Annotated in this window: 21 protein-coding genes and 1 pseudogene; 11 read left to right on the top strand and 11 right to left on the bottom strand. The window is 71.8% G+C overall.

What is annotated here, in order from left to right; genetic code table 11:
- Nucleotides 1–7 precede the first annotated feature (7 nt).
- Nucleotides 8–2,110 carry a sensor histidine kinase gene (locus ACIBQ6_RS27335; RefSeq protein WP_397215308.1) on the top strand — a complete coding sequence of 701 codons (2,103 nt, stop codon included), beginning with the start codon at nt 8–10 and terminating at the stop codon, nt 2,108–2,110.
- On the opposite strand, the gene ACIBQ6_RS27330 is transcribed toward ACIBQ6_RS27335, so the two are convergent.
- From ACIBQ6_RS27330 to ACIBQ6_RS27320, 3 genes are read right to left on the bottom strand one after another with little or no spacing between them, the layout of a single operon-like run.
- Complete coding sequence (locus tag ACIBQ6_RS27330; protein WP_358283350.1) at nt 2,051–2,659, bottom strand: response regulator transcription factor; 609 nt, start codon at nt 2,657–2,659, stop codon at nt 2,051–2,053. The two genes, ACIBQ6_RS27335 and ACIBQ6_RS27330, sit on opposite strands and share 60 nt — an antisense overlap.
- 12 nt (nt 2,660–2,671) lie before the next feature.
- A complete protein-coding gene (locus ACIBQ6_RS27325) occupies nt 2,672–3,790 on the bottom strand; it encodes a glycosyltransferase (protein ID WP_397215306.1) in 1,119 nt (372 codons plus the stop codon).
- Nucleotides 3,787–4,761: a glucosyl-3-phosphoglycerate synthase gene (locus tag ACIBQ6_RS27320; protein ID WP_397215304.1), complete on the bottom strand. Its 975-nt coding sequence runs from the start codon at nt 4,759–4,761 to the stop codon at nt 3,787–3,789. Before ACIBQ6_RS27320 ends, ACIBQ6_RS27325 begins: the two co-directional genes overlap by 4 nt.
- A 98-nt stretch (nt 4,762–4,859) precedes the next feature.
- On the opposite strand from ACIBQ6_RS27320, the gene ACIBQ6_RS27315 reads away from it, so the two are divergent.
- A complete protein-coding gene (locus ACIBQ6_RS27315; protein WP_397215302.1) occupies nt 4,860–5,810 on the top strand; it encodes a Gfo/Idh/MocA family protein in 951 nt (316 codons plus the stop codon).
- A complete protein-coding gene (locus tag ACIBQ6_RS27310) occupies nt 5,803–6,921 on the top strand; it encodes a zinc-binding dehydrogenase (RefSeq protein WP_397215299.1) in 1,119 nt (372 codons plus the stop codon). The genes ACIBQ6_RS27315 and ACIBQ6_RS27310 overlap by 8 nt, the downstream gene beginning before the upstream one ends.
- Before the next feature lie 9 nt (nt 6,922–6,930).
- Here the strand turns inward: ACIBQ6_RS27310 and ACIBQ6_RS27305 are convergent.
- The 3 genes and pseudogenes from ACIBQ6_RS27305 to ACIBQ6_RS27295 form a co-directional block, all read right to left on the bottom strand.
- A pseudogene (locus ACIBQ6_RS27305) lies at nt 6,931–8,109 on the bottom strand (MGH1-like glycoside hydrolase domain-containing protein); the annotation flags it as partial.
- Complete coding sequence (locus ACIBQ6_RS27300) at nt 8,106–8,891, bottom strand: sugar phosphate isomerase/epimerase family protein (protein ID WP_358283340.1); 786 nt, start codon at nt 8,889–8,891, stop codon at nt 8,106–8,108. The gene ACIBQ6_RS27300 and the pseudogene ACIBQ6_RS27305, both read right to left, overlap by 4 nt.
- Nucleotides 8,888–9,922, bottom strand: a complete 1,035-nt coding sequence (locus ACIBQ6_RS27295; protein WP_397215297.1) for a zinc-binding dehydrogenase — start codon at nt 9,920–9,922, stop codon at nt 8,888–8,890. The genes ACIBQ6_RS27300 and ACIBQ6_RS27295 overlap by 4 nt, the downstream gene beginning before the upstream one ends.
- Before the next feature lie 449 nt (nt 9,923–10,371).
- Here ACIBQ6_RS27295 and ACIBQ6_RS27290 point away from each other — a divergent pair, with 449 nt between their 5' ends.
- From ACIBQ6_RS27290 to ACIBQ6_RS27275, 4 genes are read left to right on the top strand one after another with little or no spacing between them, the layout of a single operon-like run.
- Nucleotides 10,372–11,742, top strand: a complete 1,371-nt coding sequence (locus ACIBQ6_RS27290) for an ABC transporter substrate-binding protein (RefSeq protein WP_397215294.1) — start codon at nt 10,372–10,374, stop codon at nt 11,740–11,742.
- Nucleotides 11,739–12,653 carry a sugar ABC transporter permease gene (locus tag ACIBQ6_RS27285; RefSeq protein ID WP_364324946.1) on the top strand — a complete coding sequence of 305 codons (915 nt, stop codon included), beginning with the start codon at nt 11,739–11,741 and terminating at the stop codon, nt 12,651–12,653. Before ACIBQ6_RS27290 ends, ACIBQ6_RS27285 begins: the two co-directional genes overlap by 4 nt.
- Complete coding sequence (locus tag ACIBQ6_RS27280; protein WP_352349881.1) at nt 12,640–13,485, top strand: carbohydrate ABC transporter permease; 846 nt, start codon at nt 12,640–12,642, stop codon at nt 13,483–13,485. The genes ACIBQ6_RS27285 and ACIBQ6_RS27280 overlap by 14 nt, the downstream gene beginning before the upstream one ends.
- A 2-nt stretch (nt 13,486–13,487) precedes the next feature.
- Nucleotides 13,488–14,633 (top strand): ROK family transcriptional regulator, encoded by a 1,146-nt coding sequence (locus ACIBQ6_RS27275; protein WP_397215291.1) that lies wholly within the window; start codon nt 13,488–13,490, stop codon nt 14,631–14,633.
- Here ACIBQ6_RS27275 and ACIBQ6_RS27270 read toward each other — a convergent pair whose 3' ends face one another.
- Nucleotides 14,634–15,359: a helical backbone metal receptor gene (locus ACIBQ6_RS27270; RefSeq protein ID WP_397215289.1), complete on the bottom strand. Its 726-nt coding sequence runs from the start codon at nt 15,357–15,359 to the stop codon at nt 14,634–14,636.
- Nucleotides 15,360–15,501: 142 nt separating this feature from the next.
- Between ACIBQ6_RS27270 and ACIBQ6_RS27265 the strand changes: the two genes are divergently transcribed.
- Together ACIBQ6_RS27265 and ACIBQ6_RS27260 are read left to right on the top strand one after the other, a co-directional pair.
- Nucleotides 15,502–16,308, top strand: coding sequence for an SAM-dependent methyltransferase (locus tag ACIBQ6_RS27265; RefSeq protein WP_358283328.1), 807 nt, complete (start codon nt 15,502–15,504; stop codon nt 16,306–16,308).
- A 9-nt stretch (nt 16,309–16,317) separates the two neighbouring features.
- Nucleotides 16,318–17,217: a TIGR03619 family F420-dependent LLM class oxidoreductase gene (locus ACIBQ6_RS27260; protein ID WP_397215286.1), complete on the top strand. Its 900-nt coding sequence runs from the start codon at nt 16,318–16,320 to the stop codon at nt 17,215–17,217.
- A 51-nt stretch (nt 17,218–17,268) separates the two neighbouring features.
- Here ACIBQ6_RS27260 and tpx read toward each other — a convergent pair whose 3' ends face one another.
- Together tpx and icmF are read right to left on the bottom strand one after the other, a co-directional pair.
- Nucleotides 17,269–17,769, bottom strand: coding sequence for a thiol peroxidase (gene tpx / locus ACIBQ6_RS27255; RefSeq protein ID WP_352324335.1), 501 nt, complete (start codon nt 17,767–17,769; stop codon nt 17,269–17,271).
- 140 nt (nt 17,770–17,909) lie between these two features.
- Entirely contained in the window at nt 17,910–21,116 is a 3,207-nt protein-coding gene (icmF, locus tag ACIBQ6_RS27250) for a fused isobutyryl-CoA mutase/GTPase IcmF (protein WP_397215283.1), read from the bottom strand.
- Between the two features lie 126 nt (nt 21,117–21,242).
- Between icmF and ACIBQ6_RS27245 the strand changes: the two genes are divergently transcribed.
- Complete coding sequence (locus ACIBQ6_RS27245) at nt 21,243–22,295, top strand: glucose 1-dehydrogenase (RefSeq protein WP_397215281.1); 1,053 nt, start codon at nt 21,243–21,245, stop codon at nt 22,293–22,295.
- Nucleotides 22,296–22,306: 11 nt separating this feature from the next.
- Here ACIBQ6_RS27245 and ACIBQ6_RS27240 read toward each other — a convergent pair whose 3' ends face one another.
- Together ACIBQ6_RS27240 and ACIBQ6_RS27235 are read right to left on the bottom strand one after the other, a co-directional pair.
- The gene (locus tag ACIBQ6_RS27240; protein ID WP_397215279.1) at nt 22,307–23,296 is read right to left on the bottom strand and encodes a CHAP domain-containing protein; all 990 of its coding nucleotides are present in this window, start codon (nt 23,294–23,296) and stop codon (nt 22,307–22,309) included.
- A gap of 115 nt (nt 23,297–23,411) precedes the next feature.
- Nucleotides 23,412–24,182: a protein phosphatase 2C domain-containing protein gene (locus ACIBQ6_RS27235; RefSeq protein ID WP_352349865.1), complete on the bottom strand. Its 771-nt coding sequence runs from the start codon at nt 24,180–24,182 to the stop codon at nt 23,412–23,414.
- Nucleotides 24,183–24,257: 75 nt separating this feature from the next.
- On the opposite strand from ACIBQ6_RS27235, the gene ACIBQ6_RS27230 reads away from it, so the two are divergent.
- Nucleotides 24,258–26,105 (top strand): class I SAM-dependent DNA methyltransferase, encoded by a 1,848-nt coding sequence (locus tag ACIBQ6_RS27230; protein ID WP_397215277.1) that lies wholly within the window; start codon nt 24,258–24,260, stop codon nt 26,103–26,105.
- Nucleotides 26,106–26,124: the final 19 nt, after the last annotated feature.

The raw sequence follows: 26,124 nt of genomic DNA, 5'->3' as shown, positions 1-26,124 counted from the left end.
TCTGGGCGTGCGTGTCGCCCGATTGATCGTCGTCGTGGTGCTGGCCTCGCTGGCCGGCGTCTACGTGGTGGCCGGCGCCTGGGGGGCGCTGCCGGTGCTGGCCGTGCAGTGCGCCTTCACGCTGCGGGCCAAGTGGGGGTGGCTGCTCGCCGTCCAGGGTGTGCTGGTCTACGCGGTGACGCTGGGGCAGGGCGCGTCCGTCGCGATCCTGGGCTTCCTCGCCGGGTCGCTGCTGGTGACGCGCTGGTGGGCGCTGGCGCCCGCGGTGGCCTTCAGCGGCGTCGTGATCCACCACTGGCGCAATGCCGGCGACGCGGTCTCCACGACGGACCTCGCGATCACCACGGTGCTGGTGTCGCTGGTCGTGTTCGGCCTGATCCGGCTGGTCGAGCGGGTGGCCGAGATGGAGGCCACCCGTCCCGCGCTGGCCGCGGCGGCGGTGGCCGAGGAGCGGCTGCGCATCGCCGCGGAGCTGAGCGACGGCCTCGGCCGCGGCCTGGCCACGATCGGCGCGGGCGCGCGGCGGGCGCTGGCCGCCCCGCGGGACGCGGCCGGGACGCTCGGCGAGGTGGTCGCGACGGCACGGCTGTCGCTGGCGGACGCGCGCGCCGCGGCGGCCGGCTACCGCGCGATGTCCCTGGCCCCCGAGCTGACCACCGCCCGCGCCCTGCTGGAGGCGGCCGGCGTCGGCGTGGAGGTGCGCGCCGCCCATACCGAGCCGCTGGGCCCGGCGGGCGCGCTGCTCGCCTCGGTGCTGCGCGAGGCGGTCACGGACGTCGCCCGCCGCGGCACCGCCACGGTGTGCGTGATCGAGACCTGGGAGGAGCCGGAACGAGCCCAGGTGCGCCTGCGCGTGGCCGACGACGGCCGCCGCACGGCCGAGGACGACGACGCCGGCGGGCTCACCGGCCCGGCGGGGCTCACCCACCAGGTGGCGGCGGCGGGCGGCACGCTCACCCGCGGCCTGTCCGGCCGGGGCCGGTACACGGTGGAGGCCGTGCTGCCCGCCACGCGTCCGCCCGCGGCGGCCCGGCGCGAGCCGCCCGACGTCTCGGTGGTCCTGCTGGCCGCCGTGCTGGTCGGGTTCAGCGTCAAGGCGCTGCTGCAGATCCCGGCCGGGCTGCTGGCGCCCGCGGTCGCGGCGCTGGCCGTGATCGTGGTCATGCAGCTGCGCTCGGTCACCGGCCGCCACATGGTGGCGCTGGGGGTGATGGCGGCGCTCACCTTCGCCCCGATCCCGGTGTTCGGGCCGATCTGGCTGGGGGCGGCGGGCTTCCTCGCCGGTCCGGTGCTGCTCGCCTTCCGCCCGCGGACGGCCTGGCCCCTGACGGCCGCGATCCTGGCCGCGGTCTGGACGATCGCCTCCCTGTACGAGCTGCCCGGCCGCGTCAACATCACGGTGAGCACGCTCACCACCGGCGTGGTGGTCTACAGCCTCCTGCGCCTGGCCCAGCTGGCCAAGGAGCTGCACGCGGCCAGGGAGAGCCTGGCGCGTTCGGCCGTCGTCGAGGAGCGCCTGCGAGCCGCCCGCGACCTGCACGACCTGCTCGGCCACAGCCTGGCCGCCATCCTGCTCACCTGCGAGCTGGCCCGCCGCCTGCCCGACCCCGTCCGGGAGCTGGAGAACGTCGTCACCATGGCCGAGCACGCCCAGGACGACCTGCGCTCGGTCACCGGCGAGCAGCGCGAGCTGTCCTTCGCCGCCGAGGCCGAGTCGGCCGGGAAGGTGCTGGCGGCGGCCGGGGTCGAGGTCACCCTGCGGCTCGCGCACCCCGAGCTGCCGGCCGAGGTCGAGACCGTGCTCAGCACCGTGCTGCGCGAGGCCGTGACGAACGTCCTGCGCCACAGCGCCGCGCGCGCCTGCGTGATCTCCACCTCCGCGGCCGGCGGCGAGGTCGGGCTGCTCGTCCGCAACGACGGCGCGGGCACGGCGGCCGCCCGTCGCGGCTCGTCCGGGCTGGGCAACCTCACCACCCGCCTGGCCACGCTGGGCGGCCGGCTCACGACCGCCGCCGCGGACGGCTGGTTCCGGCTCGACGCGCGCGCCCCGCTAGATCCAGCCGGCCTCGGTGGCGATGCGCACGGCGTCGGTGCGGTTGCGCGCGTTTAGCTTGGCCACGATGGCCGTCAGGTAGTTGCGCACGGTCCCGGCGGTCAGGTGCAGCCGCCGGGCGATGTCGGGGGCCTCGGCGCCGCCCGCCACCAGCCGCAGCACGTCGGCCTCGCGCGGCGTGAGCGGGTTGTCGGCCAGGTCCCAGGCGGTGACCGCGAGCGACGGGTCGAGCACCCGGCCGCCCCGGGTGACCTCCCTGATCGCCGCGACCAGGTCCTCCGGCGGCGCGGTCTTCAGCAGGAAGCCGTCCACCTGGGCGGTCAGGGCCCGCTTGAGATGGCCGGGTTTGCCGTAGGCGGTGAGCATGAGCGTGCGGCACGAGGGCACCCTGGCCCGGATCTCCGCCGCGGCGGCCAGCCCGTCGAGGGTGCCGGGCATGTCGATGTCCAGCACGGCCACGTCCGGCCGGTGCGCGGCGGCCGACGCCAGGGCCGCGTCACCGGACTCGACCGCGGCCACGATCTCGAAGTCGGCCTCCAGGCCGAGCAGGGTCGCGAGCGCGTGCCTGATCACGGCCTGGTCCTCGGCCAGAAGTACGCGAATCATCGGACATGTCTATCAGTCGGCGCGCAGCACCCGGTCGTACAGGTCCAGGTAGCGGTCGGCCATCACGCCGGGCGAGAAGCGGCGCCGGGCCTCGCGGCGGCACTCCTCCGGATCGATCTCGTCCACCCGCTGGACGTACTCGGCCAGCTCCTCCTCGGTGTCGGCGAGGAAGCCGGTGCGGCCGTGGTCGATGATCTCGGGCAGGCAGCCGCGGCGCAGGCCCACCGGCGGCACCCCGAGCGCCAGGGCCTCGACTACCGCCGTGCCGCCCGGCTCGTCCCACTGGATGGGGAAGAGCGCGGCGCGGGCCGAGGCGTACAGCTCGTCCCTTTCCTGGCCGCCGACCGCGCCGACCCACCTGACCAGGTCGCCGTCGAGGTAGCGGGACACCTGGTCGAGGTGGTAGCGCACGTCGGGGTGGCTGTGCAGCGGGTGGTAGGGGTCCTGCAGGACGACGTCCAGCTCGGCCTGGCTGTCCCGGCCGCAGACCGGCCCGGCCACGACCAGCGGCAGGCCGAGTTTCTGGCAGATCCGGGCGGCCACGTGCTGGCCCTTGAGCCCGCAGATCCGTCCCATGATCACCAGGTGCTCGCCGCGCTCGGCGCGGACGTCCTGGCCGGCCAGCGGCGTGGCCAGGTGGACGGCGCCCAGCGAGGCCGCGCGCAGGGCCTCCGGGGCGCGGGCGAGCTGCGAGTCCGACACCCCGTTGACCGCGATCGAGCGCGGGAAGGCGCCGTAGAACGCCGGGTGTTTGCGCAGGTCCCAGTGGAGGGTGTGGAGGACCGGCGGCCCGCCCAGCGCGGCCAGCACCGCCGGCCCGACGACCTCCACGTGGTCGTGCACGAGGTCGATGTCGTCGCGGCCGCGCAGCTCGGCGGCCACCCGCGCCTGGTGCGCGTGCGCGATCCCCATGACCTGGTTGTACGGCTTCTGCAACTCCGCGAACTGGCCCTCGTCGTAGACGGCGATCAGCTCGTCGACCTCCAGCGTGCTCGACGCCACGGAGGCCAGCACGACCTCGACGCCGCGTTCGCGCAGCGCGGGGACCAGGGTGGCGACCACGTTCTCGATGCCGCCGTAGCCGGGCGGCGGGACCGCCAGCCACGGTCCCGCGTTGATCAACACCTTCACGCGACGTCCTCCTCCAGCATGAGCGAGGCGAGCGGCGGCCGTTCCGCCACTCCCACGTCCACCAGGCCGGCCCGCCCGTCGAGACCGAACTGCAGCAGCGTGTGAGCCGGGGGTACCGAGGACACCACGCGGCCCTGGCGTTCCAGCCGGGACCACGCGGTGAGCATGATCTGCCCGGCCATCCGGCCGAGAGCGTGCACGGACTGGTGGCCGTGCGCGCGGGTGCCCAGGTCCACCTGGGCCATGGCGTCGAGTCCCACCAGTTGGAGGAGGTCGACGAGGAGGCCGAACTCCACGCCGTACTCGGTGACGAAGGGGACCTGTTCCAGCACGTCGCGCCGGGCGGCGTACTCGCCGCCGAGGGGTTGGCGAAAGCCCGCCAGCTCCGGCCAGAACAGGTTGAGCAGGGGCCTGGCCACCAGCTCGGTGACCCGGCCGCCCGCGCCGCGCCGGGGCACGCCGTCCTCGCCCGTGAAGGGCCGTTCGTACGTGGCCTTGACGAACTGGGTGCCCGGGTTCACCAGCAGCGGACCGACCAGCCCCGACACGAAGTGCGCGCCGAAGTTGAGCAGGTCCGAGTCGACGAAGGCGACGATGTCGCCGTGGGAGGCGGCCAGGCCCTTCCACAGCGCCTCCCCCTTGCCCGACAGGCGCGGCAGGTGGGGCAGCACCTCGTTCTGCGCCACGACGCGCGCGCCCGCCGCGCGTGCCCGTTCCGCCGTCGCGTCGGTGGAGTTGGAGTCGACGACGAGGATCTCGTCGACGAGTGGCGCCTGCTCCACCAGTTCACGTCTGATCACGGTGACGATGTCCCCGACCGTGCGCTCTTCGTCGCGCGCCGGCAGGACGACGCTCACCGTTGTGTTGCCCTTGGCCTCGATTAAGGCATCCACCGGCCATTCCGCGGCCGTACTGGAATGCGGGCCGCACCACTCCTGGGCCCTGGCAAAGGCTCGCACATCTGTCTCCATGCAGTCAGCCCCATCTCATAGGGGCACGACCCCTGCCCGATCTATGCGCCTTCGAACATCCTTGTTTGTTAACCCCTAGACGTGGCATATGTCGGGTTGTGTCCCCAATTACCCGTGTCGGCATCATTGGTGCCGGAAATGTCGCCGCTCGCCACGCAGATGTCCTGTCCGGCTTCCCCGATGTGACGATTGCCGGGGTAGCCGACACCGATCTCCACAAGGCTGAGGCGTTGGCCTCCGCGCACGGCGCCCCCGCCTACGGCGACCATGCCGGTCTGCTGGAGGCCGGCGGTCTCGACGCTGTCTACGTCTGTGTGCCTCCTTTCGCGCACGGTAACCCTGAATACGACGTCTTGTCGTACAATCTGCCGATTTTTGTGGAAAAACCCCTTTCTCTCGACCTCAAAACCGCAGAAAACATCGCAGCCGAAATCGACCGGCGCGGGCTGCCGTCCGCCGTCGGCCACCACTGGCGCTACCTCGACATCGTCGACCGGGCCCGGGAGCGGCTCGACGGCCGTCCCGTGCAGCTCGCGCTCGGGCACTGGCTGGACAAGGTCCCGCCGGTCGGCTGGTGGCTGAAGGCGAGCATGTCGGGCGGCCAGATCCTGGAGCAGGCGGTCCACGTCCTGGACCTGGCCAGGCTGCTGGTGGGCGAGGTGTCGATGGTGCACGCCGTACCGGCCGGGAACGCGGTGGACGGCGAGATCGACCGGGCCACGTCGGCCGTCATGAGCTTCGCGGGCGGCGCGACCGGCCTGCTGGCCACCTCCTGCCTGCTGCGCCACAAGCACCGGGTGGGCCTGGAGGTGTGCGCCGACGGCATCGCGCTGGAGCTCAGCGAGACCCGGCTGCTCGTGGACGGCGAGGAGGCCGTCGAGGACGGCGGGCACGCCAAGACCCTCGTGGACCGCGCGTTCATCGACGCGGTGCGCGGGAAGGACGCCGACGTGCGCGCGCCGTACGGCGAAGCCCTGCGAACCCACCGCCTGGCCGTCGCGCTGGCGCGCTCCGCGGCGGAACGGAGGCCGGTGATGCTGGATGACTGAGGCGACGAGCACGATCCTGAGCATCGAGGCGCCCGGCGAGGTGCGCCTGGTCGAGGAGAAGCTGGCCGGCCTGCCCGACGGCGGGTTCATGGTCGCCACCACGCACAGCGGCGTCTCGGCGGGCACCGAGCTGACCTATCTCAAGGGCGCCAACCCCTACCTCACCTCGGCCTGGGACCCGGCGCTAGGGCTGTTCCTGCCGGGCACGCCGTCGGTGGCGTACCCGGTGCGCGGCATCGGCTACATGCAGGTGGGCGTGGTCGCCGAGACCCGTACGCGGGCCGTGGCCGAGGGCGCGCGGGTCGCCATGGCCTACGGCCACCGCACGGCGTACGTGGCCGACCCGATGGCCGACCGGTTCGTCGTGCTGCCCGGCGACCTCGACCCGCTGCTCGGCATCTACGTCGCCCACATGGGCCCGATCTGCGCCAACGGCCTGCTGCACGCGGCCGCCGACCTGCACGGCCCGGCCGTCCAGCACCTGGGCGACGGCGTGCGCGGCCGCCGCGTCGCGGTGGTCGGGGCGGGCGTGGTGGGGCTGCTGACCGCGTCCTTCGCCCTGTCCTGCGGGGCCGCCGAGGTGGTGGTCGTGGACGAGACCCGGGCCAGGCTCGCGGTGGCCGAGGCGATCGGCGCGCAGGTCCTGGCCGCCCCCGACGACGACCCGGCGGTGACGCTGAAGCGCCGCTGGCGGCACGCCCCGGGCGACCGCGGCGCGGACCTGGTCTTCCAGTGCCGCGGTCAACCGCGGGCGCTGGCTCTGGGGCTGCGGCTGCTGCGCCCGCAGGGCACGCTGATCGACCTCGCGTTCTACACCCAGGGCGCCGACGAGGTGCGGCTCGGCGAGGAGTTCCACCACAACGGGCTGGCGCTGCGCTGCGCCCAGATCGGCCGGGTGCCGCGCGGCCTCGCGCACGCCTGGGACCGGGAACGCCTGTCGCACGAGACGATCGGCCTGCTCAGGGAGCGCGGGAGGCTGCTACGCGAGCACCTGGTCACCGACGTCGTCGGCTTCGGGGAGGCTCCCGAACTTCTGACCGATCTCGCGGCCCGACGGCGGCAGGCCGTCCAGGCCGTGCTCAGCCACGACGTCGAGGATGAGAGCCGCTGACCAGCTGAAGTCCCGGCACCCGTGGCCGCGCAGCGTGAACGGGTTGAAGTACTCGCGGAAGCCGGAGTGGGCGACGGCGTGGATCATGCCCTCGGCGAGCAGGTCGGCCAGGTCGGGACGGCGGTCCCGCAGCCCCTGCCAGACCAGCCAGGTCAGGTTGATCCAGCTCGGCCCGCGCCAGTAGCGGGCCGGGTCGAACTCGGCCGTGGCCGGGGCGTGGCTGGGCAGCACGCCGTCCTTGAGTGAGAACTTGTCCAGGGCCGTGCCGATCAGCGCCTCGGCGATCTCCGGCGGCAGCCCGGGAAGCATGAGCGGCACCAGGCCGGCGGCGCTGCCCGAGCGGATCAGCCGGCCGGTGCGCAGGTCGCGGGGGCGGAAGTGGCCGTCCTGGTAGAGGTGGTCGACCATGGCGGCGGTGACGGCGGCGGCCTCGCGCCGGTGGGGGCCGGGATCGTGGCCGCACACCTGCGCGATCTCGGCGAGCGCCGACTCGGCCACGCCGTACGCGGCGTTGAACAGCGGGTCCTCGATCTCGAACGAGCCGGCCCGCCGGTAGCCGCTGTCGCGGTAGGCGCCGGCCAGGGCGACGTACCGCTCGTAGTCGCGGTCGGTGGGGCGCTCGTCGGCGCTGACGGTGTTGAGGTCCCGGCGGACGAAGCCCGTCGCGCCGGTCTCGACCGCCCGCAGCGGAAGGTCCCAGGCCGGGCTGTTGTCCATGCCCGACTCCCACGGGTGGACGATCGAGATCAGGCCCTCGGGCGAGCGGCGGGAGGCGCGCAGGAACTCCTGCTGGGCGACGAGCTTGGGATAGATCCTGGCCAGGAACGCCGGGTCGGGCTCGGCCTGGTGCACCTTCCAGGCGGCCAGCGCGTGCACGGGCGGCTGCACGATGCCGGAGGTCGCCGAGCCGGACGGCGCGCGGGCGCCCCAGAACTGCGGGCCGGGGAAGTAGGCGCCCTCGGGCACGACGGGGTTGAACACGATGTGCGGCACCCGGCCGTCGGCCCACTGGGCGCCGAACAGCGACAGCAGCTCCGCCCTGGCCCGCCGCGGCGACCAGCGGGCGTTGCCGATCGCGATGAAGGCGGAGTCCCAGCTCCACTGGTGGGGGTACAGACGGCGGGAGGGAACCGTGTGGCTGCCGTCCCAGTTGGCGACGAGCACGCGTACGGCGTCGCGGAGGATCATAGGAATTTCCTGATGAAGGCCGCCGTCTGCGGGAGCACGATCTCGGGCTCGCCCCGCAGCCGGCATTCGAGGGCGAGGTAGCCGTCGAAGCCGACGGCGTCGAGCGTGGCGAGCTGCGCACCCCAGTCGAGGTGGCCGGTGCCGGGCTGGTTCCTGTTGGACTCGCTGATCTGCATGTGCGCGAGGTACGGGGCCGCCTCCGCCAGGGCCCGGCAGGGGTCGTCCTCCTCGATGTTCATGTGGTAGGTGTCGCCGACGATCCTGATCGAGTCCATCGAGCAGTACGAGACCGCGTCGGCCAGCGTGTTGACCATGTGGTTCTCGTACCGGTTGAGGGGTTCGAGCATGATCAGCACGCCGTTGCGCTGGGCGTGCTCGCCGAGGATGCCGAGCGCCTCGGCCAGCACCTCCCGGTCGTCCGCGGCGGTGCGCGGCGGCTCGAACGGCGGCAGCCGGAGCGAGAACTGGCCCCACGAGGCCGGGGTCATGACGCCGATGCCGCCCAGCTCGGCGATCACCGTGAGCTGCGACCTGAGCTGCTGGATGGCGTCCTTGCGTTTGGCCGGGTCGAAGTCGCCGATGAAGTGCGGCATCTCGACGCACACCGTCGGCATCACGACGCCGTCGGCCAGCGCCCGCTTGAGCTCGGTCAGCCGGCCGGCGAAGTGGAAGTCGCCCTTCCCCCTCAGCTCGATCGCGTCGAACCCGGCCTCCACCGCGAACGCGAACTTCTCCTGCAGGCTGCGGCCGGGCAGAAGCTGCTCCTGGGCGGCGAGCTTCATCGTGACTCCTCGAAGGTGAAGACGAGCTGGAGCACCTCGGACTGGTGCTTGTCGATCAGGTCGAACGCCTCGGCCGCCTGCTCGACCGGCACGAGGTGGGTGACCAGGTCGCCGACCTCGACCTCGCCCCGGTGCACGAGCTCCATGAACGTGCGCTGGAGGCGTTCGACGTCCCAACGGTGGGCCAGCCAGGAGGCGACGCCGCCGATCTGGGAGGAGACGAGCTGCACCTGGTTGTGGTGGAACTCCTCGCCCAGCCGCAGCCCGATGCCGTCGCCCTGGTAGAAGCCGGCCGCGACGACCCGGCCGCCCTTGCGCACGCTCCTGATGGCCTCCTGGAGCCCCAGGTGGTTGCCGCTGAGCTCGATCGCGGTGTCGGCGCCCTCGATGCGCTTGCGCAGGAACTCGGCGACCGACCCCGACCGCACGTCGAACGTCTCGGCGGCGCCGAACTTCCTGGCGAGTTCGAGCCGGTCGGGGATGGCGTCGGCGGCCACCACCCGGGCGCCGCTGAGCACCGCCATGCGGGTGGCGAGCAGGCCGATGACGCCCTGGCCGAAGATCGCGACCTGGTCGCCCAGGTGCACGTCGGCGGCGTGGACGGCGTTGAGCGCGATGGCGCCGACCCGGGCGAAGACGCCCGCCACGGGGTCGGCCCCCGGCGGCAGGATGTGCCCGGCCAGCTTCTCGGCGGGGACGACGGCCTCGGCGCGGTGGCCCCAGATGCCCCACACGAGGCTGCCGACGGGCGGCTCGGCGACGTCGGGGGCCGCCTCCACCACCTCGCCGACCTCCTGGTAGCCCCAGCCGGACAGGGGGTAGGCGTGCGTCTGGCCTTCGAGGAAGAGCCGGCGCTCGGTGTCCCACTTACGGGTGAGGTAGGGATTGGTGCCGCGATATGCGGTCAGCTCGGTGCCCGCGGAGACCCCGGAATAGAGGGTCCGCACCCGGACGGAGCCCGGCACGAGTTGGGCGGGCGACTCCAGGCTGACGCTGACACGGCCTGGCTCTTGGAAGGTGATGACGCGCATACCCCACACTTACGCTTTTTGATCAAACAAAAGTCAGAGATTTAGTGTTTGTTTGCACACCATAGTTGCGCTCGAAACACTCGTAAGTCTACGACTTCCGTCGATCGCGGCCGATGGAATCCAGGTTTCCGGGAGGGCGCGTTCTGGAAAGAGACCTTACCGACATGTCACGCCCTGTCTGTCCACCTGATCCGGAAGCGCCAGAAGTGCTTGCCCGGGCAGCAGCCGGATGACCGAAATGACATCAGACCAGGTCGTTTCGAGGTGGGCGTCCGTGATCGGTTCTGGGGAAGATTTGCCGGAACGCCGAGCAACCTTTTACCGAAGGCCCTGGTGACGGGCGGCGGCGGCACGGCGAGAGAACGGACCGGTCTCGTTCTCGCCTACGCCAGGTGCCTGCCCCTTATCTACGGGTAAGTGCGGCATATCCCCAACCAGAGGAGCGTGCCATGCCGAACCGGGTCACCGCCGTCCTCTCCGTCGCACTGCTGGCCTCGGCCGCCCTCACGGCCTGCGGCGACGGCGGCGAGCAGCAGTCCGGCGCGAACCAGATCACCGTCTGGACCGAGGAGAACCTCGGCGACCGGATGGCTGTGCAGAACCAGATCATCGCCGAGTTCACCAGGAAGACCGGGATCAAGGTGAAGCTGGTCGGCGTCGGGGAGGACCAGTTCAGCCAGACCGTGACGGCCGCCGCCGCCGCGGACGACCTCCCCGACGTCATCGGCGCGCTGCCGCTGGCCTCCGTCCGCGAGCTGGAGGCCAACGACCTGCTGGACACCGAGACGCCGGGCCGGATCGTGGACGGGCTCGGCAGGGACTCCTTCTCGCCGCGCGCGCTCGAACTGGACTCCTCGGGCGGCAGGCTGCTGGCCGTGCCCAGCGACGGGTGGGCGCAGCTCCTGCTCTACCGCAAGGACCTGTTCGACAAGGCCGGGCTGGCGCCGCCGGACACCTACGAGGCGCTGGAGGCGGCGGCGGCGAAGCTGAACGCGGGTGGGGTGGCGGGCATCACGCTGGCGATCGCGCCCAAGGACTCCTTCACCGCGCAGAGCTTCGAGCACGTGGCGCTGGCCAACGGCTGCCAACTGGTCGACAATTCCGGAAATGTCACGCTAGACAGCCCACAGTGCGTGAAAGCCTTCGATTTCTACGCAAAGCTGGCGAAGAACTATTCGGTCAAGGGCAAACAGGACGTCGACTCCACCAGGGCCACGTACTTCTCCGGGAAGGCGGCCATGATGATCTGGTCGTCGTTCATCCTCGACGAGCTGGCGGGGCTGCGTAAGGACGCGCTGCCCAGCTGCCCCGAGTGCCGCGCCGACCCCGAGTGGCTGGCGAAGAACACCGGCGTGGTCACGGCGCTGAAGGGCCCCGGCGCGAGCGCGCCCGCCCAGTACGGCGAGATCGTCTCCTGGGCGGTGCTGCGCGACGCCGCCGCCGATCCGGCCGCCAAGTTCGTCAGGTACATGATGGACGAGGGCTACGAGCGCTGGATCGGGATGGCGCCCGAGGGCAAGTTCCCCACCCGCAAGGGCTTCGCCGACAAGTGGAAGCAGCTGCCCGCGGGCGTGGACGCCAAGAAGCCGCTGTCGGAGGTCTACCCGGCCGACGTGCTCGACGCGCTGCGCAAGAGCCCCGACACCTTCGCCCGCTGGGGCATCCCGCAGGGCCAGGGCAAGCTGGTCGGCGCCACGATGGGCGAGCTGCCCGTGCCCAAGGCCCTGAGCCAGGTGGCCGACGGCTCGCTGACCCCGCAGGCCGCCGCCGTCCAGGCCAAGAAGGACGTGGAGACCATCAAGCGCGGGATCCGGCAATGAGCGCACCCCGCACCCTGCGGCAGCGGGAAGGGCGGGCCGGGCTGGCGTTGATCTCGCCCACGCTGGTCATCACGCTGGTCGTGGTGGTGCTGCCGCTGCTGTGGGCGATCATGCTGGCCTTCCAGGACGTTCGGCTGATCAACATCCGCCGGGCCGGCGTCTTCGGGCACTACACGCTGGAGAACTTCACGTACGTGATCTCCGAGCCGGGCTTCTGGGCGTCGCTGGTCAACACCCTGATCTACACGGTGGCCGGCACGGCGTTGTCGATCGCGATCGGCCTGGTGACCGCGCTCGCCCTGCGCGACCGGTTCCCCGGCCGCACCCTGGTCAGGGCCTCGATCCTGATCCCGTACGTGGCGCCGGTGGTGGCCGTGGCCTTCCTGTGGGAGACCATGCTGAACCCCCAGTACGGCATCGTGAACACCTGGCTGAAGGAGCCGATCGCCTTCCTCACCCAGGCTCAGGGCGACTTCCTGGGGCTGAAGGTGCCGGTCGCGCTGCTCACGGTGATCGCGTTCGAGGCGTGGCGGTACTTCCCGTTCGCGTTCCTGTTCATCCTGGCCCGGCTGCAGGCCCTGCCGGCCGAGCTGGAGGAGGCCGCGGTCGTGGACGGCGCCACCCCCACCCAGCGCTTCCGGCACGTGATCATGCCGCAGCTCTGGCGCATCGTGGCGCTGCTGGCGGTGCTGCGGTTCGTGTTCACCTTCACCAAGTTCGACGACGTCTACCTGCTGACCGGCGGCGGCGCCGGCACCGAGGTGGTCAGCGTGCGCGTCTACAACTTCCTGACCGCCCGCGACGACATCGGCGCCTCGGCCGCGCAGGCGATCGTGCTGGCCGTCGTCCTCGTCGTCCTGCTGGCCGTGTACCTGCGCTTCTTCTCGGGAGGCGACCGTGAGCAGGGATAGGTTCGAGCGCGCGCTGTTCGCGGCGCTGCGGCCCGTGGTCATCGTGTTCCTCTTCGCCGTCACCGGGCTGCCGTTCCTGTACATGGTGACGCTGTCCGTACGGGACATCCAGGAGCTCATCCTGGAGCCCGGCTCGGTGTGGCCGCGGCACTTCACCCTGGACACGTACGTGAACGTGCTGACCACGCAGGGGTTCCTCACGTTCATCAGGAACAGCGCGGTCGTGGCGGTCGCCTCGGTGGCCGCCACGCTGCTGATCTCGATCCCGGGCGCCTACGCCGTCGCGCGGCTGCGCTTCTTCGGCCGGCGGCAGGTGCACTTCCTGTTCCTCGCCGTCTACCTGTTCCCGGCGATCGTGCTGGCCATCCCCCTGTTCGTGCTGTTCACCATGCTGGGCCTCAGGGGATCTCTGGTCGGACTGATCCTGGTTTATATCGCGCAGACCGTGCCCGTCACGGTATACATGCTGCGCAACTACTTCGAGACCGTGCCGCAGAGCGTGGAGGAGGCGGCCGCGATCGACGGCTGCTCGCGGCTGTCGACCATCTGGCGGGTGGTGCTGCCACTGTCCAAGCCCGCGCTCATGGCAACCGGCCTCTACGCGTTCATGATCGCGTGGAACGAGTTCCTGTTCGCCCTGCTGTTCCTCGTGGAGCGGCGGGAGAGCTGGACGGTCTCCCTGGGGCTCTCTCAGCTGGCGGGGAGCATAGAGATCCCCACGACGGTGCTGATGGCAGGATCCGTGGTGCTGACGCTGCCCATCGTGATCGTGTTCTTCGCCAGTGAACGGCTGCTGACGGAGGGCCTCACGGCAGGAGCGGAGAAGGGATAGACATGCTGACGGCAGGGCAGGTCCTCCAGCTCATCCGCGATGGCTCCTGCCGTACCCGCAAAGACCTGATCGAGTTCACCGGCCTGTCCCGGTCGACCGTCACCGACCGGGTCGACCGGCTCATCGCCGCCGGCTACCTGCACGAGTCCGGCGTCGGCGCCTCGGGCGGCGGCCGGCCGCCCTCGGTGCTCGACGTCGACGCCGCCCGGCGGCTGATCCTCGTGGCCGACCTGGGCGCCACCCACGCCAGGGTGGCGCTCACCGACCTCGCCGCCCGTCCGATGGCCGAGGAACGCGCCGAGATGCGCATCGACCGCGGGCCCGAGCCCGTGCTGACGTGGGTGCGCGAGGCGTTCCAGCGCCTGCTGGACAGGGCCGGGCGGCCGGCGGGCGACGTGTGCGGCATCGGGCTCGACCTGCCCGGCTCTGTCGACCACACCCGCGGACGGGTGATCAGGTCGTTCCTGATGCCGGGCTGGGACGACCATCCGATCAGGGAGGCCGTCGGGCGCACGTACGACGTGCCCATCCTGGTGGAGAACGACGCCAACGCGATGGCCCTCGGCGAGTGGTGGTCGTCCTGGCGGGAGACCGACTCGCTGATCCTGGTCAAGGTGTCCACCGGCATCGGCACCGGCATCGTCCTCGACGGGCGGATCTACCGGGGCGTCGAGGAGGCCGCGGGCAACATCGGGCACGTCCGCATCCGGGAGACCGACGACCGGGTGTGCACCTGCGGCTCGCGCGGCTGCGTGGCGTCCCTGGCCAGCGGGCACGCGCTCGCGGCCGACCTGGGCCGGGAGACCAGCCGCGACGTCGTGCGCCTGGTGCAGGCCGGCGACCCGGCGGCGATCGCGCGCGTCCAGGAGGCGGGCCGCACGCTGGGCGTGGTGCTGGCCACCGCGGTCAGCCTGCTCAACCCCGGCGTGCTGGTGCTGGCCGGGGACATGGCCCAGACGGAGGAGCACTACCTGACCGGGATAAGGGAGATCGTCTACCGGCGGAGCCTGCCGTACACGACGCGCAACCTGGAGATCGTCACCAGCAGGCTCGGCGACCGGGCCGGGATCGTGGGCATGGCGGTGATCGTGATGGAGCACGTGCTCTCCCCCGCGGCCGTGGACGCCGCGCTGGCCGCCGTCGGCTGATCAGGCCAGCGCGCGCGGCAGGGCGGTGGCGGCCTCGGTGAGCGAGGGGCCGTACCAGGTCAGCAGGCGGCCGCTGACCAGCGCGCAGTCCAGGCCGGGGAACGCCTCGGGGCCGTCGTCCGCGCTGAAGGCGTAGGGCTCGTCGGGCAGCACGACCAGGTCGGGGCGGTTGCCGGTCAGCTCGGGCAGGGGGATCTTCGGGTAGCGGTCGGGGTGGGCGGCGTACAGGTTGTCCACGCCGAGGTGGCGCAGCACGTCCCCGGTGAAGGTGTCGCGGCCCACGACCATCCAGGGGCGGCGCCAGATCGGGACGATCGCGGTGCGGCGCGGGCCGTCCGCCGGGGCTCCCCACGCCTGGCGGGCCTCCGTCAGCCAGTCCGGGAGGTCCGTCCGGCAGGCGTGCGCGAACATGCGCTCCAGCGAGGCGAACGCCTGCTCCAGCGTCTCGATCCTGGTCACCCACACCGCCACGCCCGCCTCGCGCAGGGCCTCGACGTCGGGTGCGCGGTTCTCCTCGGCGTTGGCCAGGACGACGTCCGGGCGCAGGCGCAGGACGGCGTCGAGGTCGGGGTTCTTGGTGCCCCTGACCCGGGCCACGTCGAGGTCGGCCGGATGCGTGCACCAGTCCGTCGCCCCGACCAGCGCCTCCGGGACGGTCGCCGCCACGGACTCGGTCAGCGACGGCACCAGCGACACGATCCGCCGGACGGTCTGGGGTACCTCCACAGGGATCCCTGTGTCATCGTGGACCACGGCACCACCTTAGGTTGCGTTTTCCTGAAATATGCGTAGCACCACTCTTATGTCGGTATAGATCCGTAGAATCCCGGTAAAGATCGTTAAAACTCTGTGATCGGGGGCTCGACGGTTGGAGCACGAGGCATCGGATTTCGATCCGAACACGCCGAACGTGGCACGGCTCTACGACTACTACCTCGGCGGCAAGGATCACTTCCCGGTCGACCGCGAGGCGGCCGAGCGCATCCTCACGGTGGCGCCCGAGGTACGGGCGGCGGCGCGGGCCAATCGCGCCTTCCTCGGCCGCGCCGTACGCCACCTCGCCGAGTCCGGGATCAGGCAGTTCCTCGACATCGGCACGGGGCTGCCGACCCAGGGGAACGTGCACGAGGTGGCCGCCAAGGTCGCCCCGGGCTCCCGCGTCGTCTACGTCGACCGTGACCCCGTGGTGCTGGTGCACGCCAGGGCGCTGCTCACCGGCCACGGCGAGGACACCACGGTGGTCGAGGGCGACCTGCGCAGCCCGGGCGACATCCTGCGCGACCCGGAGGTGCTGCGGACCATCGACTTCAGCCGGCCGGTCGCCGTGCTGCTGGTGGCGATCATGCACTTCATCGAGGAGTCCGACGATCCCGAGGGCATTCTCAAGACCCTGCGTGAGGCCATGGCGCCGGGTAGTTACCTGGTCATGTCCCACGGCACCAGCGACGCCCGTCCCGACGCGGTCAGCGCGGGCACCGAGGTCTACCGCAACGCCACCGCGCGGCTGGCGCTGCGCAGCCGGGCCAGGATCAGGGAGCTGTTCGAGGGCTTCGAGCTGGTGGAGCCCGGTCTGGTGTGGCTGCCCGAATGGCATCCCGACCAGGCGGACACGATCGACTTCATGGACCGCCCCGAGTCGTCGCTCATCGTGTGCGGCGTGGCCAGGAAGGTCTAGGACGCGCCCATGGACCTCGGCCTCGCCGTCCCGCAGTACGGCAGGTTCGCCGCGCTGGGCAGCGTGACGCGGGTGGCCCGCGAGGCCGAGGCGATGGGCTTCGCCGGCCTGTGGGCGGGCGACCGGCTGCTGACGCCGCTGCGGCCCAAGGACCGCTATCCCGGGGGCGACGGCAGCGTGCCGCAGGCCCATCGGGTGTTCCTCGACCCGTTCGCGGTGCTGGCGGTGGCCGCGTCCGTGACCTCGTCGGTCCGGCTGGGCACCAGCGCGCTCAACGCCTGCTGGTACCCCCCGCCGGTGCTGGCCCGCTCGCTCACCACGATCGACCACCTGAGCGGCGGCCGGCTGGCGGCGGGCCTCGGCCTCGGCTGGTCCTCCGACGAGTACGCCGCCGTCGGCGTGCCCTGGAAGGGCCGGGCCGAACGTTACGAGGCCACCCTCGACGCCCTGGAGGCGATCTGGGGCGCGGACCCCGTGACGTTCGAGCACGAGCTGTGGACGATCGCGCCCAGTCACATCGGCCCCAAGCCCGCCCGCCGCCCGCCGCTGCTGCTGGCCGGGTTCGCCCCGGAGGCGTTGCGCCGGATCGGGCGCAGGGGCGACGGCTGGCTGACGGCCGCGCTGCCCGTGCCCGTGCTCCTGTCGATGTGGGAGACGGTCAGGGAAAGCGCCGAGCAGGCCGGACGCGACCCCGATGCCCTGCGCATGATCCTGCGCTCCAACCCGGTGATCACCCCCGACGGCGCCCCGCCGCGCAGCGGCACGGTGGCCGAGATCGCGGCGTACCTGTCGCAGGCGGCGGAGGCCGGGGTCCACGAGGTCATCCTGGACCTCCAGCACACCGCCGCCGACGACGACCACCTGCTGGAGCTGGCCGCCGACTTCCGTGAACGCCTTCGCGCCGCCTGAGCGGGGCCACTTGAGCGCGGACTGCTTGAGCGCGGGCCGCTTGAGCGCGGGTTACTTGAGCGCGGAGAGCGCGCCCTCGTAGTCGGGCTCCTGGGTGATCTCGGGCACCAGCTCGGAGTAGACCACGTTGTCGTCGGCGTCGATCACGACGACGGCGCGCGCGGCCAGGCCGGCCAGCGGGCCCGACTCCTGGGCCACGCCGTAGTCGGCGAGGAACTCGCGCCCGCGCATGAGCGACAGCATGGTCACCTTGTCCAGGCCCTCGGCGCCGCAGAACCGGTTCTGGGCGAAGGGCAGGTCGGCCGAGACGCAGAGCACGACCGCGTCGGGGTGCTCGGACGCGACCTGGTTGAAGCGGCGCACGGAGGCCGCGCAGACGCCGGTGTCGACGCTCGGGAAGATGTTGAGCACCTTGGTCTTGCCGGCGAAGTCGGCCAGCGTGCGGTCGGACAGGTCGGTGCCGACCAGCTTGAAGGCGGGCGCGGCGTCGCCGGGCTTCGGGAAGGCGCCGCCCACGGTGATCGGGTTGCCCTTGAAAGTGACGTCGGACATGAAAGCCTCCTGATAGCGATGTTCCCCGACCAGCGATCCTAGCGGCGCGATCTCCCCCACGCCGTAGCGGCTCGGGCAGGGCACAGCGGCGGCCCGGAAGCGGCGGCCGCCGCCCGCCGGGCCGTCGTCCGTCGCTGTGCCTAGACGTTGCGCCGGTACTGGCCGCCCGCCTCGAACAGGGCCTCGGTGATCTGGCCGAGCGAGCAGACCCGGGCCGCGTCCATCAGCACCGCGAACGCGTTGCCGTCGGACATCGCGACCTCGCGCAGCCGGGACAGCTCCGCGGGCGCCTGCGACCGGTTGCGCTCGTGGAAGGCGTGCAGGCGGTCGAGCTGCGACTGCTTCTCCTCCTCGGTGCCCCTGGCCAGCTCCAGCTTGTGCGGGTCGGACTGCTCGGCGCCGGGGTTGCGGAAGGTGTTGACGCCGATGATCGGCAGGGATCCGTCGTGCTTGCGCATCTCGTACAGCATCGACTCGTCCTGGATCTTGCCGCGCTGGTAGCCGGTCTCCATCGCGCCGAGCACGCCGCCCCGGTCCGACAGCCGCTCGAACTCGGCCAGCACGGCCTCCTCGACCAGGTCGGTCAGCTCGTCGATGATGAACGAGCCCTGCAGCGGGTTCTCGTTCCTGGCCAGGCCCCACTCGCGGTTGATGATGAGCTGGATCGCCATCGCCCGGCGCACCGAGTCGGCCGACGGGGTGGTGACGGCCTCGTCGAAGGCGTTGGTGTGCAGGCTGTTGCAGTTGTCGTAGATGGCGATCAGGGCCTGCAGGGTGGTGCGGATGTCGTTGAAGGACATCTCCTGGGCGTGCAGCGACCGGCCCGAGGTCTGGATGTGGTACTTGAGCTTCTGGGAGCGCTCGGCCGCGCCGTAACGCTCGCGCATGGCCACCGCCCAGATCCGGCGCGCCACCCGGCCGAGCACGCTGTACTCGGGGTCCATGCCATTGGAGAAGAAGAACGACAGGTTCGGCGCGAAGTCGTCGATCCGCATCCCCCTGGCCAGGTACGCCTCCACGTACGTGAACCCGTTGGCCAGCGTGAACGCGAGCTGGCTGATCGGGTTGGCCCCCGCCTCGGCGATGTGGTAGCCGGAGATGGAGACCGAGTAGAAGTTCCTGACCCCGTTCTGGATGAACCATTCCTGGATGTCGGCCATCATCCGCAACGAGAACTCGGTGGAGAAGATGCAGGTGTTCTGCCCCTGGTCCTCCTTCAGGATGTCGGCCTGGACCGTGCCCCTGACCGTGGCCAGCGTACGGGCGCGCAGGTCGCGGGCCTCCTGCTCGTCGGGCTCGCGGCCCTGCTCGGCGCGGAAGCGGTCGAGGGCCTGGTCGAGCGCGGCGTTGAGGAAGAAGGCCAGGATCGTGGGCGCCGGGCCGTTGATCGTCATGGACACCGACGTGTTGGGCGCCGCCAGGTCGAACCCGTCGTAGAGCACCTTCATGTCGTCGAGCGTGGCGATGGACACGCCCGAGGTGCCGACCTTTCCATAGATGTCGGGACGCAGGTCGGGGTCGTGGCCGTACAGGGTGACCGAGTCGAAGGCGGTGGACAGCCGGGTGGCGGGCTGGCCCTCCGACAGCAGCTTGAAGCGCCGGTTGGTGCGGAACGGGTCGCCCTCGCCGGCGAACATCCTGGTCGGGTCCTCGTCGTCGCGCTTGAACGGGAAGACCCCGGCGGTGAACGGGAACGACCCGGGCAGGTTCTCCGAGCGCAGGAAGCGCAGCAGGTCGCCGTGGTCGCTGAAGCGCGGCAGGGCCACCCGCGGGATGCGGTTGCCGGACAACGTCTCGCGCCAGAGCGGGGTGTGGATCTCCCGGTCGCGGATCTTCACGACCAGCTCGTCGCTGCGGTACGCCTCCTTGATCGCGGGCCAGCCGTCGAGCAGGCGGCGGCTCTCCTCGCTCAGCTCGCCCTCGGCCTGCTCGGCGAGCCCGGCCAGCCGGGCGTCCTCGCCGTCCAGGAGCTCCCGCACGGCGGCGAGCTGCTGACGGCGGCGCGCGACCTCCGCCTGGGCCAGCGTCTCGGCGTGGTAGGTCCGGACGGAGTCGGCGATGTCGGACAGGTAGCGGGCGCGGGCGGGCGGGACGATGGCCGCGGCCGCCTTGGAGGTGCGCTCGGTCACGACGGGCAGCAGCCCCGGCCCGACGTCCTCCAGCAGCAGGCCCTTGAGGTGCTGGTAGAGGGCGGTGACGCCGGCGTCGTTGTAGCGGGCGGCGATCGTGCCGAAGACCGGCATGTCCTCGGGCGACCGGCCGAACGCCTCCCGGTTGCGCACGAGCTGGCGGCGCACGTCGCGCAGGGCGTCCTCGGCGCCGCGGCGCTCGTACTTGTTGATGACGACGGCCTCGGCGAAGTCGAGCATGTCGATCTTCTCCAGCTGGGAGGCGGCGCCGAACTCGGGGGTCATGACGTAGATGGGCACGTCGACGTGCGGGACGATGCCGGCGTCGCCCTGGCCGATGCCGGGGGTCTCCACGATCACCAGGTCGTAGCCGGCCGCGCGGCACGCGGTGACCACGTCGTCGAGGCAGGCCGGGACCTCGTTGGCGGCCCCGCGGGTGGCCAGCGAGCGGAAGTAGGTCTGGGGGCCCAGGCTGTTCATCCTGATGCGGTCGCCGAGCAGCGCGCCGCCGCCGCGCCGGCGGGTGGGGTCGATGGCGAGGATGGCGATGCGCAGTTTGTCGTCGTTGTCCACCCGGAACCGGCGGACCAGCTCGTCGGTGAGCGAGGACTTGCCCGAACCGCCCGTGCCGGTGATGCCGAGCACCCGCGCCGGACGCTCCTGGAGGGCGACCGCCGCCTTCAGCCCCTCGGCCAGCTCGGCGGGGGCGCGGCCGGACTCCATGAAGGTGATCGCGCGGGCCAGCGCCGCCTGGTCGCCCGAGAGCACGGCCTCGACCGACGGCGGGTCGCCGAGCTCGTGGTCGCACTCCTCGATCAGCTTGTTGATCATGCCGGGCAGGCCGTACCGCTGGCCGTCCTCGGGCGAGAAGATGCGCGTGACGCCCCGCTCGTGCAGCAGCTCGATCTCCTCGGGGACGATCACGCCGCCACCGCCGCCGTACACCTTGACGTGGCCCGCGCCGCGCTCGCGCAGCAGCTCGACCAGGTAGGTGAAGAACTCGACGTGGCCGCCCTGGTAGGAGCTGATGGCCACGCCCTGGACGTCCTCCTGGACGGCGGCCGTGACGATCTCGTCCACGGACCGGTTGTGGCCGAGATGGATCACCTCGGCCCCCTGCGTCTGGAGGATGCGCCGCATGATGTTGATCGCCGCGTCATGGCCGTCGAACAGCGCCGCGGCGGTCACGAAACGAACAGGGTACGCCGGAACGTGCACGCCTGATCACTCCTTTGTGAGGGGACCCTCCTGCGAAAGATACTAGGACGTCCAACTATTTCGATAGTAGGACGTCCTCGTAGCTCCTTCCGGTCTGGGTAAGGACTGCCCCAGGGGGTGACGCCGATGCGCGCGTTGACATTCGAGCCGGGCCGGCAGGGGACGCTGGAGGTGGAAGAGGTGCCCGATCCGGAGCCGGGGCCAGGGGAACTGCTCGTTCAGGGGCTGGCCCTGGGGGTCTGCGGCACCGACAGGGAACTGGCGGACGCCGAGTACGGCTGGGCGCCCCCCGGCAGGAGCCGCATGGTCATCGGCCACGAGTCGCTCGGCCGGGTGCTCCAGGTGCCCGACGGGTCCGCCTTCTCCCCCGGCGACCTGGTCGTGGGCGTGGTGCGCCGGCCCGACCCCGAGCCGTGCGGGGCCTGCGCGCGGGGCGAGTTCGACATGTGCCGCAACGGCCGCTACACCGAGCGCGGCATCAAGGAGATCGACGGCTACGCCAGCGAGCGGTGGGCGGTCGAGGCCGGGTACGCCGTGCGCCTGGACCCGTCGCTGGAGAGCGTGGGCATGCTGGTCGAGCCGACGTCCGTGGTGGCCAAGGCGTGGGAGCACATCGAGCGGATCGGCTCGCGCGCCTGGTTCGAGCCGCGCACGGTGCTGGTGACCGGCGCGGGGCCGATCGGGCTGCTGGCGGCGCTGCTGGGCCGGCAGCGCGGGCTGGAGGTGCACGTCCTGGACCGGGCGGCGGGCGGGGCCAAGCCCGCGCTGGTGGCCGACCTGGGGGCGACGTACCACGTGGGCAGCGGCCTGGAGGCCTTCATGGACGCCAAACCGGACATCATCATCGAGGGCACCGGGGTGGGGCAGCTCGTCATGGAGGCGCTGACCTGCACGTCCGCGGCCGGGATCGTCTGCCTGGCCGGGCTCGGCGCGGGCGGGCGCACCCACCGGCTGGACGTCAGCGAGATCAACCGGGACATCGTCCTGGAGAACGACGCGATCTTCGGCACGGTCAACGCCAACCTCCGCCACTTCCGGGACGCCGCCACCGCCCTGGCCCAGGCGGACCGGAGCTGGCTCGAACGCCTGGTCACCCGGCGCGTCCCCCTCACCCAGGCCAAGGACGCCTTCAGCCACGAGCCGGGCGACGTCAAGGTGGTCCTCGACCTGACCTCCTGATCCCCGTGGCTTCAGCTCTTCGGGGTGTAGGGCCTGCGGCGGTTGGCGGGAACACGGCCCGCGCCCGTCCTGCCGTCGCGCGGGGCGGGCACCTCGGGCGCCGCCGCCGGGACGGCGCGGGGCCGGAGCGCGGCGGAGGAGGACGGCCGTGTCTGCGCGGGAGGGCCGGCAGGCGGGGCGGGGGCGGTGCCCACGCGGATTCCGGCGGCCTCGCGCGGCGGCGGCGCGGGGGTCAGCACGGTCACGCGCGGCGCCCATTCCTCGTCGTCCCTCGTCCGGCCGGCGCCGCGGCCCTCTGGCGCGTTCCAGAACCGCAGCCAGCCGAAGCGGCGGTGGACGCCACGACGACGGCCGGTCACACGTAAGGAGAGCACGACGGTCACCAGCACCATCGCGACCAGCAACGCGGGCGGCGTGCCCAGGACGTCGAGCGGCGAGGACCGGCCCGCCTCCGTGCGCGGCGCGGGCACGAACGGCCGCTCGGTCGACCGGATCTCGGTCGCCTGGTCGGCCGCGGCCTTGACCACCCGGGGAAGGCCGTAGCCGACGACCTTGTCGGTGTCCCTGACCTTGCGCTTGAGCCAGACGCGGTCGACGTTGGCCTCGATGGTGTGGATCTTCCTGCCCTCGACCCGTTCCACGATCCCGACGTGGTCGACGCCCTTGTAGCTCTTCCCGCCGCCCCAGTCGAAGAAGACCAGCGCGCCGGGCTCGGGCCGCTGCGCCCAGGCCTTCTGCTTGATGAACCAGGCGGCGTGGGACGGCGTCCAGGCGAACTGCCCGACGTACGGGCCGAGGCCGGTCTTGTCGGCCGCCCAGGCGATGAACATGTCGCACCAGGGCGCGTTGCGGTATTGGGTGTCCTGGACGCGATCCGCGTACCACTGGCCGAATTTGGTGCTCTGGCCGCTCTTCTCCTTGTAACCGAGTTCCTGCCGTACCTGCTTCAGCAGCGCGTCCGCGATCGGGTCCAGGGTGACTCCTCCCCGAAAAACCGACAAATCACGATGGACTGTAGTAGCGCCATCGCGAAATTGCTCGAATCATTCAGAAAGTGTCTATTTATAGGCCCAAATTTCGGCATTGGGACGCATGTGACGGGTGGTGCGTCCCTCGTCAGGCTCCGGCGCCCACGCGGTAGACGCTCACCTCGCCCGCGCCCGGCGCCACCACGTCGGCCACGATCACGGTGACGTTGTCCGGCGAGCCGCCCTCGTTCGCCAGGTCGATGAGCCGCTGGACGGCCGCCGCCGGGTCTGCCACCGTGGTCAGCACCTCGTGCAGGACCTCGGGCCCGAGCACGGTGGTGAGCCCGTCGGAGCAGAGGAGGTAACGATCGTCAGGCTCGGCCTCGCGCAGCGCCATGTCCGGTTCGGCCCTGCCCTCGCTGCCCAGGACGCGCAGCACCATGGACCGCCGGGGGTGCACGGCGGCTTGATCCTCCGTTATCCGCCCTTCGTCCACCATCGACTGCACAAGTGTGTGATCCTTGGTCATCTGATAGAGCGCACCATCACGAAGCAGGTATCCGCGGGAGTCACCCAGATGAGCAAGGGCGAACCGGTAGCCGTCCCACAGCATGGCGGTCACCGTGGTCCCCATCCCCCGGCGGGCGGGGTCGATGTCAGCCAGTTCGACCAGCCTGCGGGCCGCCTCGTGCACGGCGCCCTCCAGGGCCGCCTCCAGGTCCGAGCCGGTCTCGGGAAGCGTGGCATCCAGCTCGCGCATGACGGCGATCGCCGCCGAGCTCGCCAGCTCGCCGGCCGCGTGCCCGCCCATGCCGTCGGCAACCACGAGCAACCGGCCACTCGCATAGCCGGAATCCTCGTTCTGCTCCCTGCGACGGCCCACGTCTGATCCGGCGGCATAGCGGATGTTGTGCTTCATACCCAGCAGTAAATCATTGGTTGAAAGACTTCACAAGCAGATGCGCTGAAGACTCTTGTGAACTACTGTGGCCTCATGAGCCACGACCCGACCGTGAACGCCGGGGACATCGCCCGGCTCGCCGGTGTCGGGCGTGCCGCGGTGAGCAACTGGCGCCGCCGCCACGACGACTTCCCCCAGCCGATCGGCGGAACCGCGAACCAGCCGCTGTTCTCGCTGCGGCAGGTCGAGTCCTGGCTGCGCCGCTATGGGAAGTCCTACCAGGTCTCGCTGGGAGATCGGGTGTGGCAACGCCTGAAAGCCGCCGGCGATCTGCGGCTGGGCCATCTGGTCGCCCAGGCTGGAACGTTGCTGACCAGCGGGAAGAGCGAGCTGGAGCCCGAGCTGGCCGGGCTCGTGTCGGAGCTGGCCGAGCGCCACGGCGCGCTGACGGCCTACGAGTTCCTCTGCGAGCGATACCTGGAGGCCCACTCCCGTCAGCTCTCGGTCACCCGCCACGACGTGGCCGAGCTGATGCTGCGGCTGGTCCGCGCCGAGGGGGCCACCGTCCTCGATCCGGCCTGCGGGGTCGGCACCCTGCTCCTGCCGCCGGCCGCCGCGCTTCCCGCCGCGCTGCCCGGCGGGGCGGAACGGTCCGGAGCCGTTCCCGGCGACCCCGCTCCCGCCGCGGGCGACGACCCGCCGCCGGGCCGGCCCGCCCGGGTGCTCGGGCAGGAGCTCAGCGAGACCTCGGCCGCCATCACCGCCGCCCGCCTGCGGCTGCGCGGCATCGAGGCCGACATCGTGGCCGGCGACTCCATGCGGCTCGACGGCTTCCCCGAGCTCAAGGCCGACGCCGTGGTGTGCGATCCGCCGTTCAACGAGCGGGCCTGGGGTTACGAGGAGCTGACCGGCGACCCGCGCTGGGAGCACGGCCTGCCGCCGCGCGGCGAGCCCGAGCTGGCCTGGGTCCAGCACTGCCTCACCCACGTCCGGCCCGGCGGCCTGGTCGCCGTGCTCATGCCGCCGGCCGCCGCGAGCCGCAAGGCGGGCCGCCGGATCAGGGCCAACCTGCTGCGCGCCGGAGCCCTGCGCGCGGTGGTGGCGCTGCCCGGCTCCGACCTGTGGCTGCTGCGCCGGCCGAGGGCGGGCGAGCGGCCGCCGTCGGAGGTGCTCATCCTCGACGCGACGGCCGACCTGGCGCCGGTCGAGCCCGCCTGGCTGGCCTACCTCGACGACCGCTCCGACCAGACCGTGCGCATCATCGACCTGCTGGCCGACGAGGTCGACATGACCCCGGCCCGCCACCAGCGCCGCGACGACGTCGGCCGGGCCTTCGCGCAGGCCCGCGACCGGTTCCTGGCCGCCGCGGCCGTCCCGCCCGACCTGAAGGTGCTCGACCAGCCGCTCGACCAGCCGTCCACGACGCTGGGCGACCTGATCAAGGAGGGCCTGGTGAGCACGTCCCAGGCGCCGCCCAAGATGGCCGCCGACGGGGGCGACGTGGCCGTGCTCACGGCCGACGACGTGCTGAGCGGCGGCGCGCCCTCCGGCCTGACCACCATGCAGCCCGGCCTGATCGTGATCCGTCCGGGCGACGTGGTGGCCTCCTACTCCGGGGTGCGGGTGATCGCTGAGGGCGGCGCGGTGCTCGGCCCCCACCTGACCCTCTACCGGGTCGACGCCCGCCGGCTCGACCCCGACTTCCTGGCCGGCTTCCTGCGGGCCGCGGGCGGCCGGGTGACCACCGGGTCCAGCAGGTTCGACGTGCGCCGCACCCGCGTGCCGCGGTTGTCGCTGAAGGAGCAGAAGGCGTACGGGGAGGCGTTCAGGCAACTGGCCGTGCTGGAGGACGCGCTGCGCGAGACCTCGACCCTCGGCCGCACGCTGATCAGGCTCGGCCTCGACGGGCTGGCCGACGGCCATCTGCACCCGCAGTCCTGACGGTGTAGTTTTTCCCGAA

This window comes from Nonomuraea sp. NPDC049655, assembly GCF_044465465.1.
GTDB lineage: Bacteria > Actinomycetota > Actinomycetes > Streptosporangiales > Streptosporangiaceae > Nonomuraea.
Note: the sequence above shows the minus strand (reverse complement) of the source record. Positions and strands in the feature narration are given on the sequence as shown.

Excerpts from the sequence above, each read along its gene's own strand:
- ACIBQ6_RS27285 (WP_364324946.1), top strand. The coding sequence starts at position 11,739 with ATGAGCGCACCCCGCACCCTGCGGCAGCGGGAAGGGCGGGCCGGGCTG.
- ACIBQ6_RS27235 (WP_352349865.1), bottom strand. The coding sequence starts at position 24,182 with ATGAAGCACAACATCCGCTATGCCGCCGGATCAGACGTGGGCCGTCGC.
- ACIBQ6_RS27320 (WP_397215304.1), bottom strand. The coding sequence starts at position 4,761 with ATGGAGACAGATGTGCGAGCCTTTGCCAGGGCCCAGGAGTGGTGCGGC.
- ACIBQ6_RS27230 (WP_397215277.1), top strand. The coding sequence starts at position 24,258 with ATGAGCCACGACCCGACCGTGAACGCCGGGGACATCGCCCGGCTCGCC.
- ACIBQ6_RS27295 (WP_397215297.1), bottom strand. The coding sequence starts at position 9,922 with ATGCGCGTCATCACCTTCCAAGAGCCAGGCCGTGTCAGCGTCAGCCTG.
- ACIBQ6_RS27330 (WP_358283350.1), bottom strand. The coding sequence starts at position 2,659 with ATGATTCGCGTACTTCTGGCCGAGGACCAGGCCGTGATCAGGCACGCG.
- tpx (WP_352324335.1), bottom strand. The coding sequence starts at position 17,769 with ATGTCCGACGTCACTTTCAAGGGCAACCCGATCACCGTGGGCGGCGCC.
- ACIBQ6_RS27290 (WP_397215294.1), top strand. The coding sequence starts at position 10,372 with ATGCCGAACCGGGTCACCGCCGTCCTCTCCGTCGCACTGCTGGCCTCG.
- ACIBQ6_RS27260 (WP_397215286.1), top strand. The coding sequence starts at position 16,318 with ATGGACCTCGGCCTCGCCGTCCCGCAGTACGGCAGGTTCGCCGCGCTG.
- ACIBQ6_RS27245 (WP_397215281.1), top strand. The coding sequence starts at position 21,243 with ATGCGCGCGTTGACATTCGAGCCGGGCCGGCAGGGGACGCTGGAGGTG.
- ACIBQ6_RS27275 (WP_397215291.1), top strand. The coding sequence starts at position 13,488 with ATGCTGACGGCAGGGCAGGTCCTCCAGCTCATCCGCGATGGCTCCTGC.
- ACIBQ6_RS27300 (WP_358283340.1), bottom strand. The coding sequence starts at position 8,891 with ATGAAGCTCGCCGCCCAGGAGCAGCTTCTGCCCGGCCGCAGCCTGCAG.
- ACIBQ6_RS27310 (WP_397215299.1), top strand. The coding sequence starts at position 5,803 with ATGACTGAGGCGACGAGCACGATCCTGAGCATCGAGGCGCCCGGCGAG.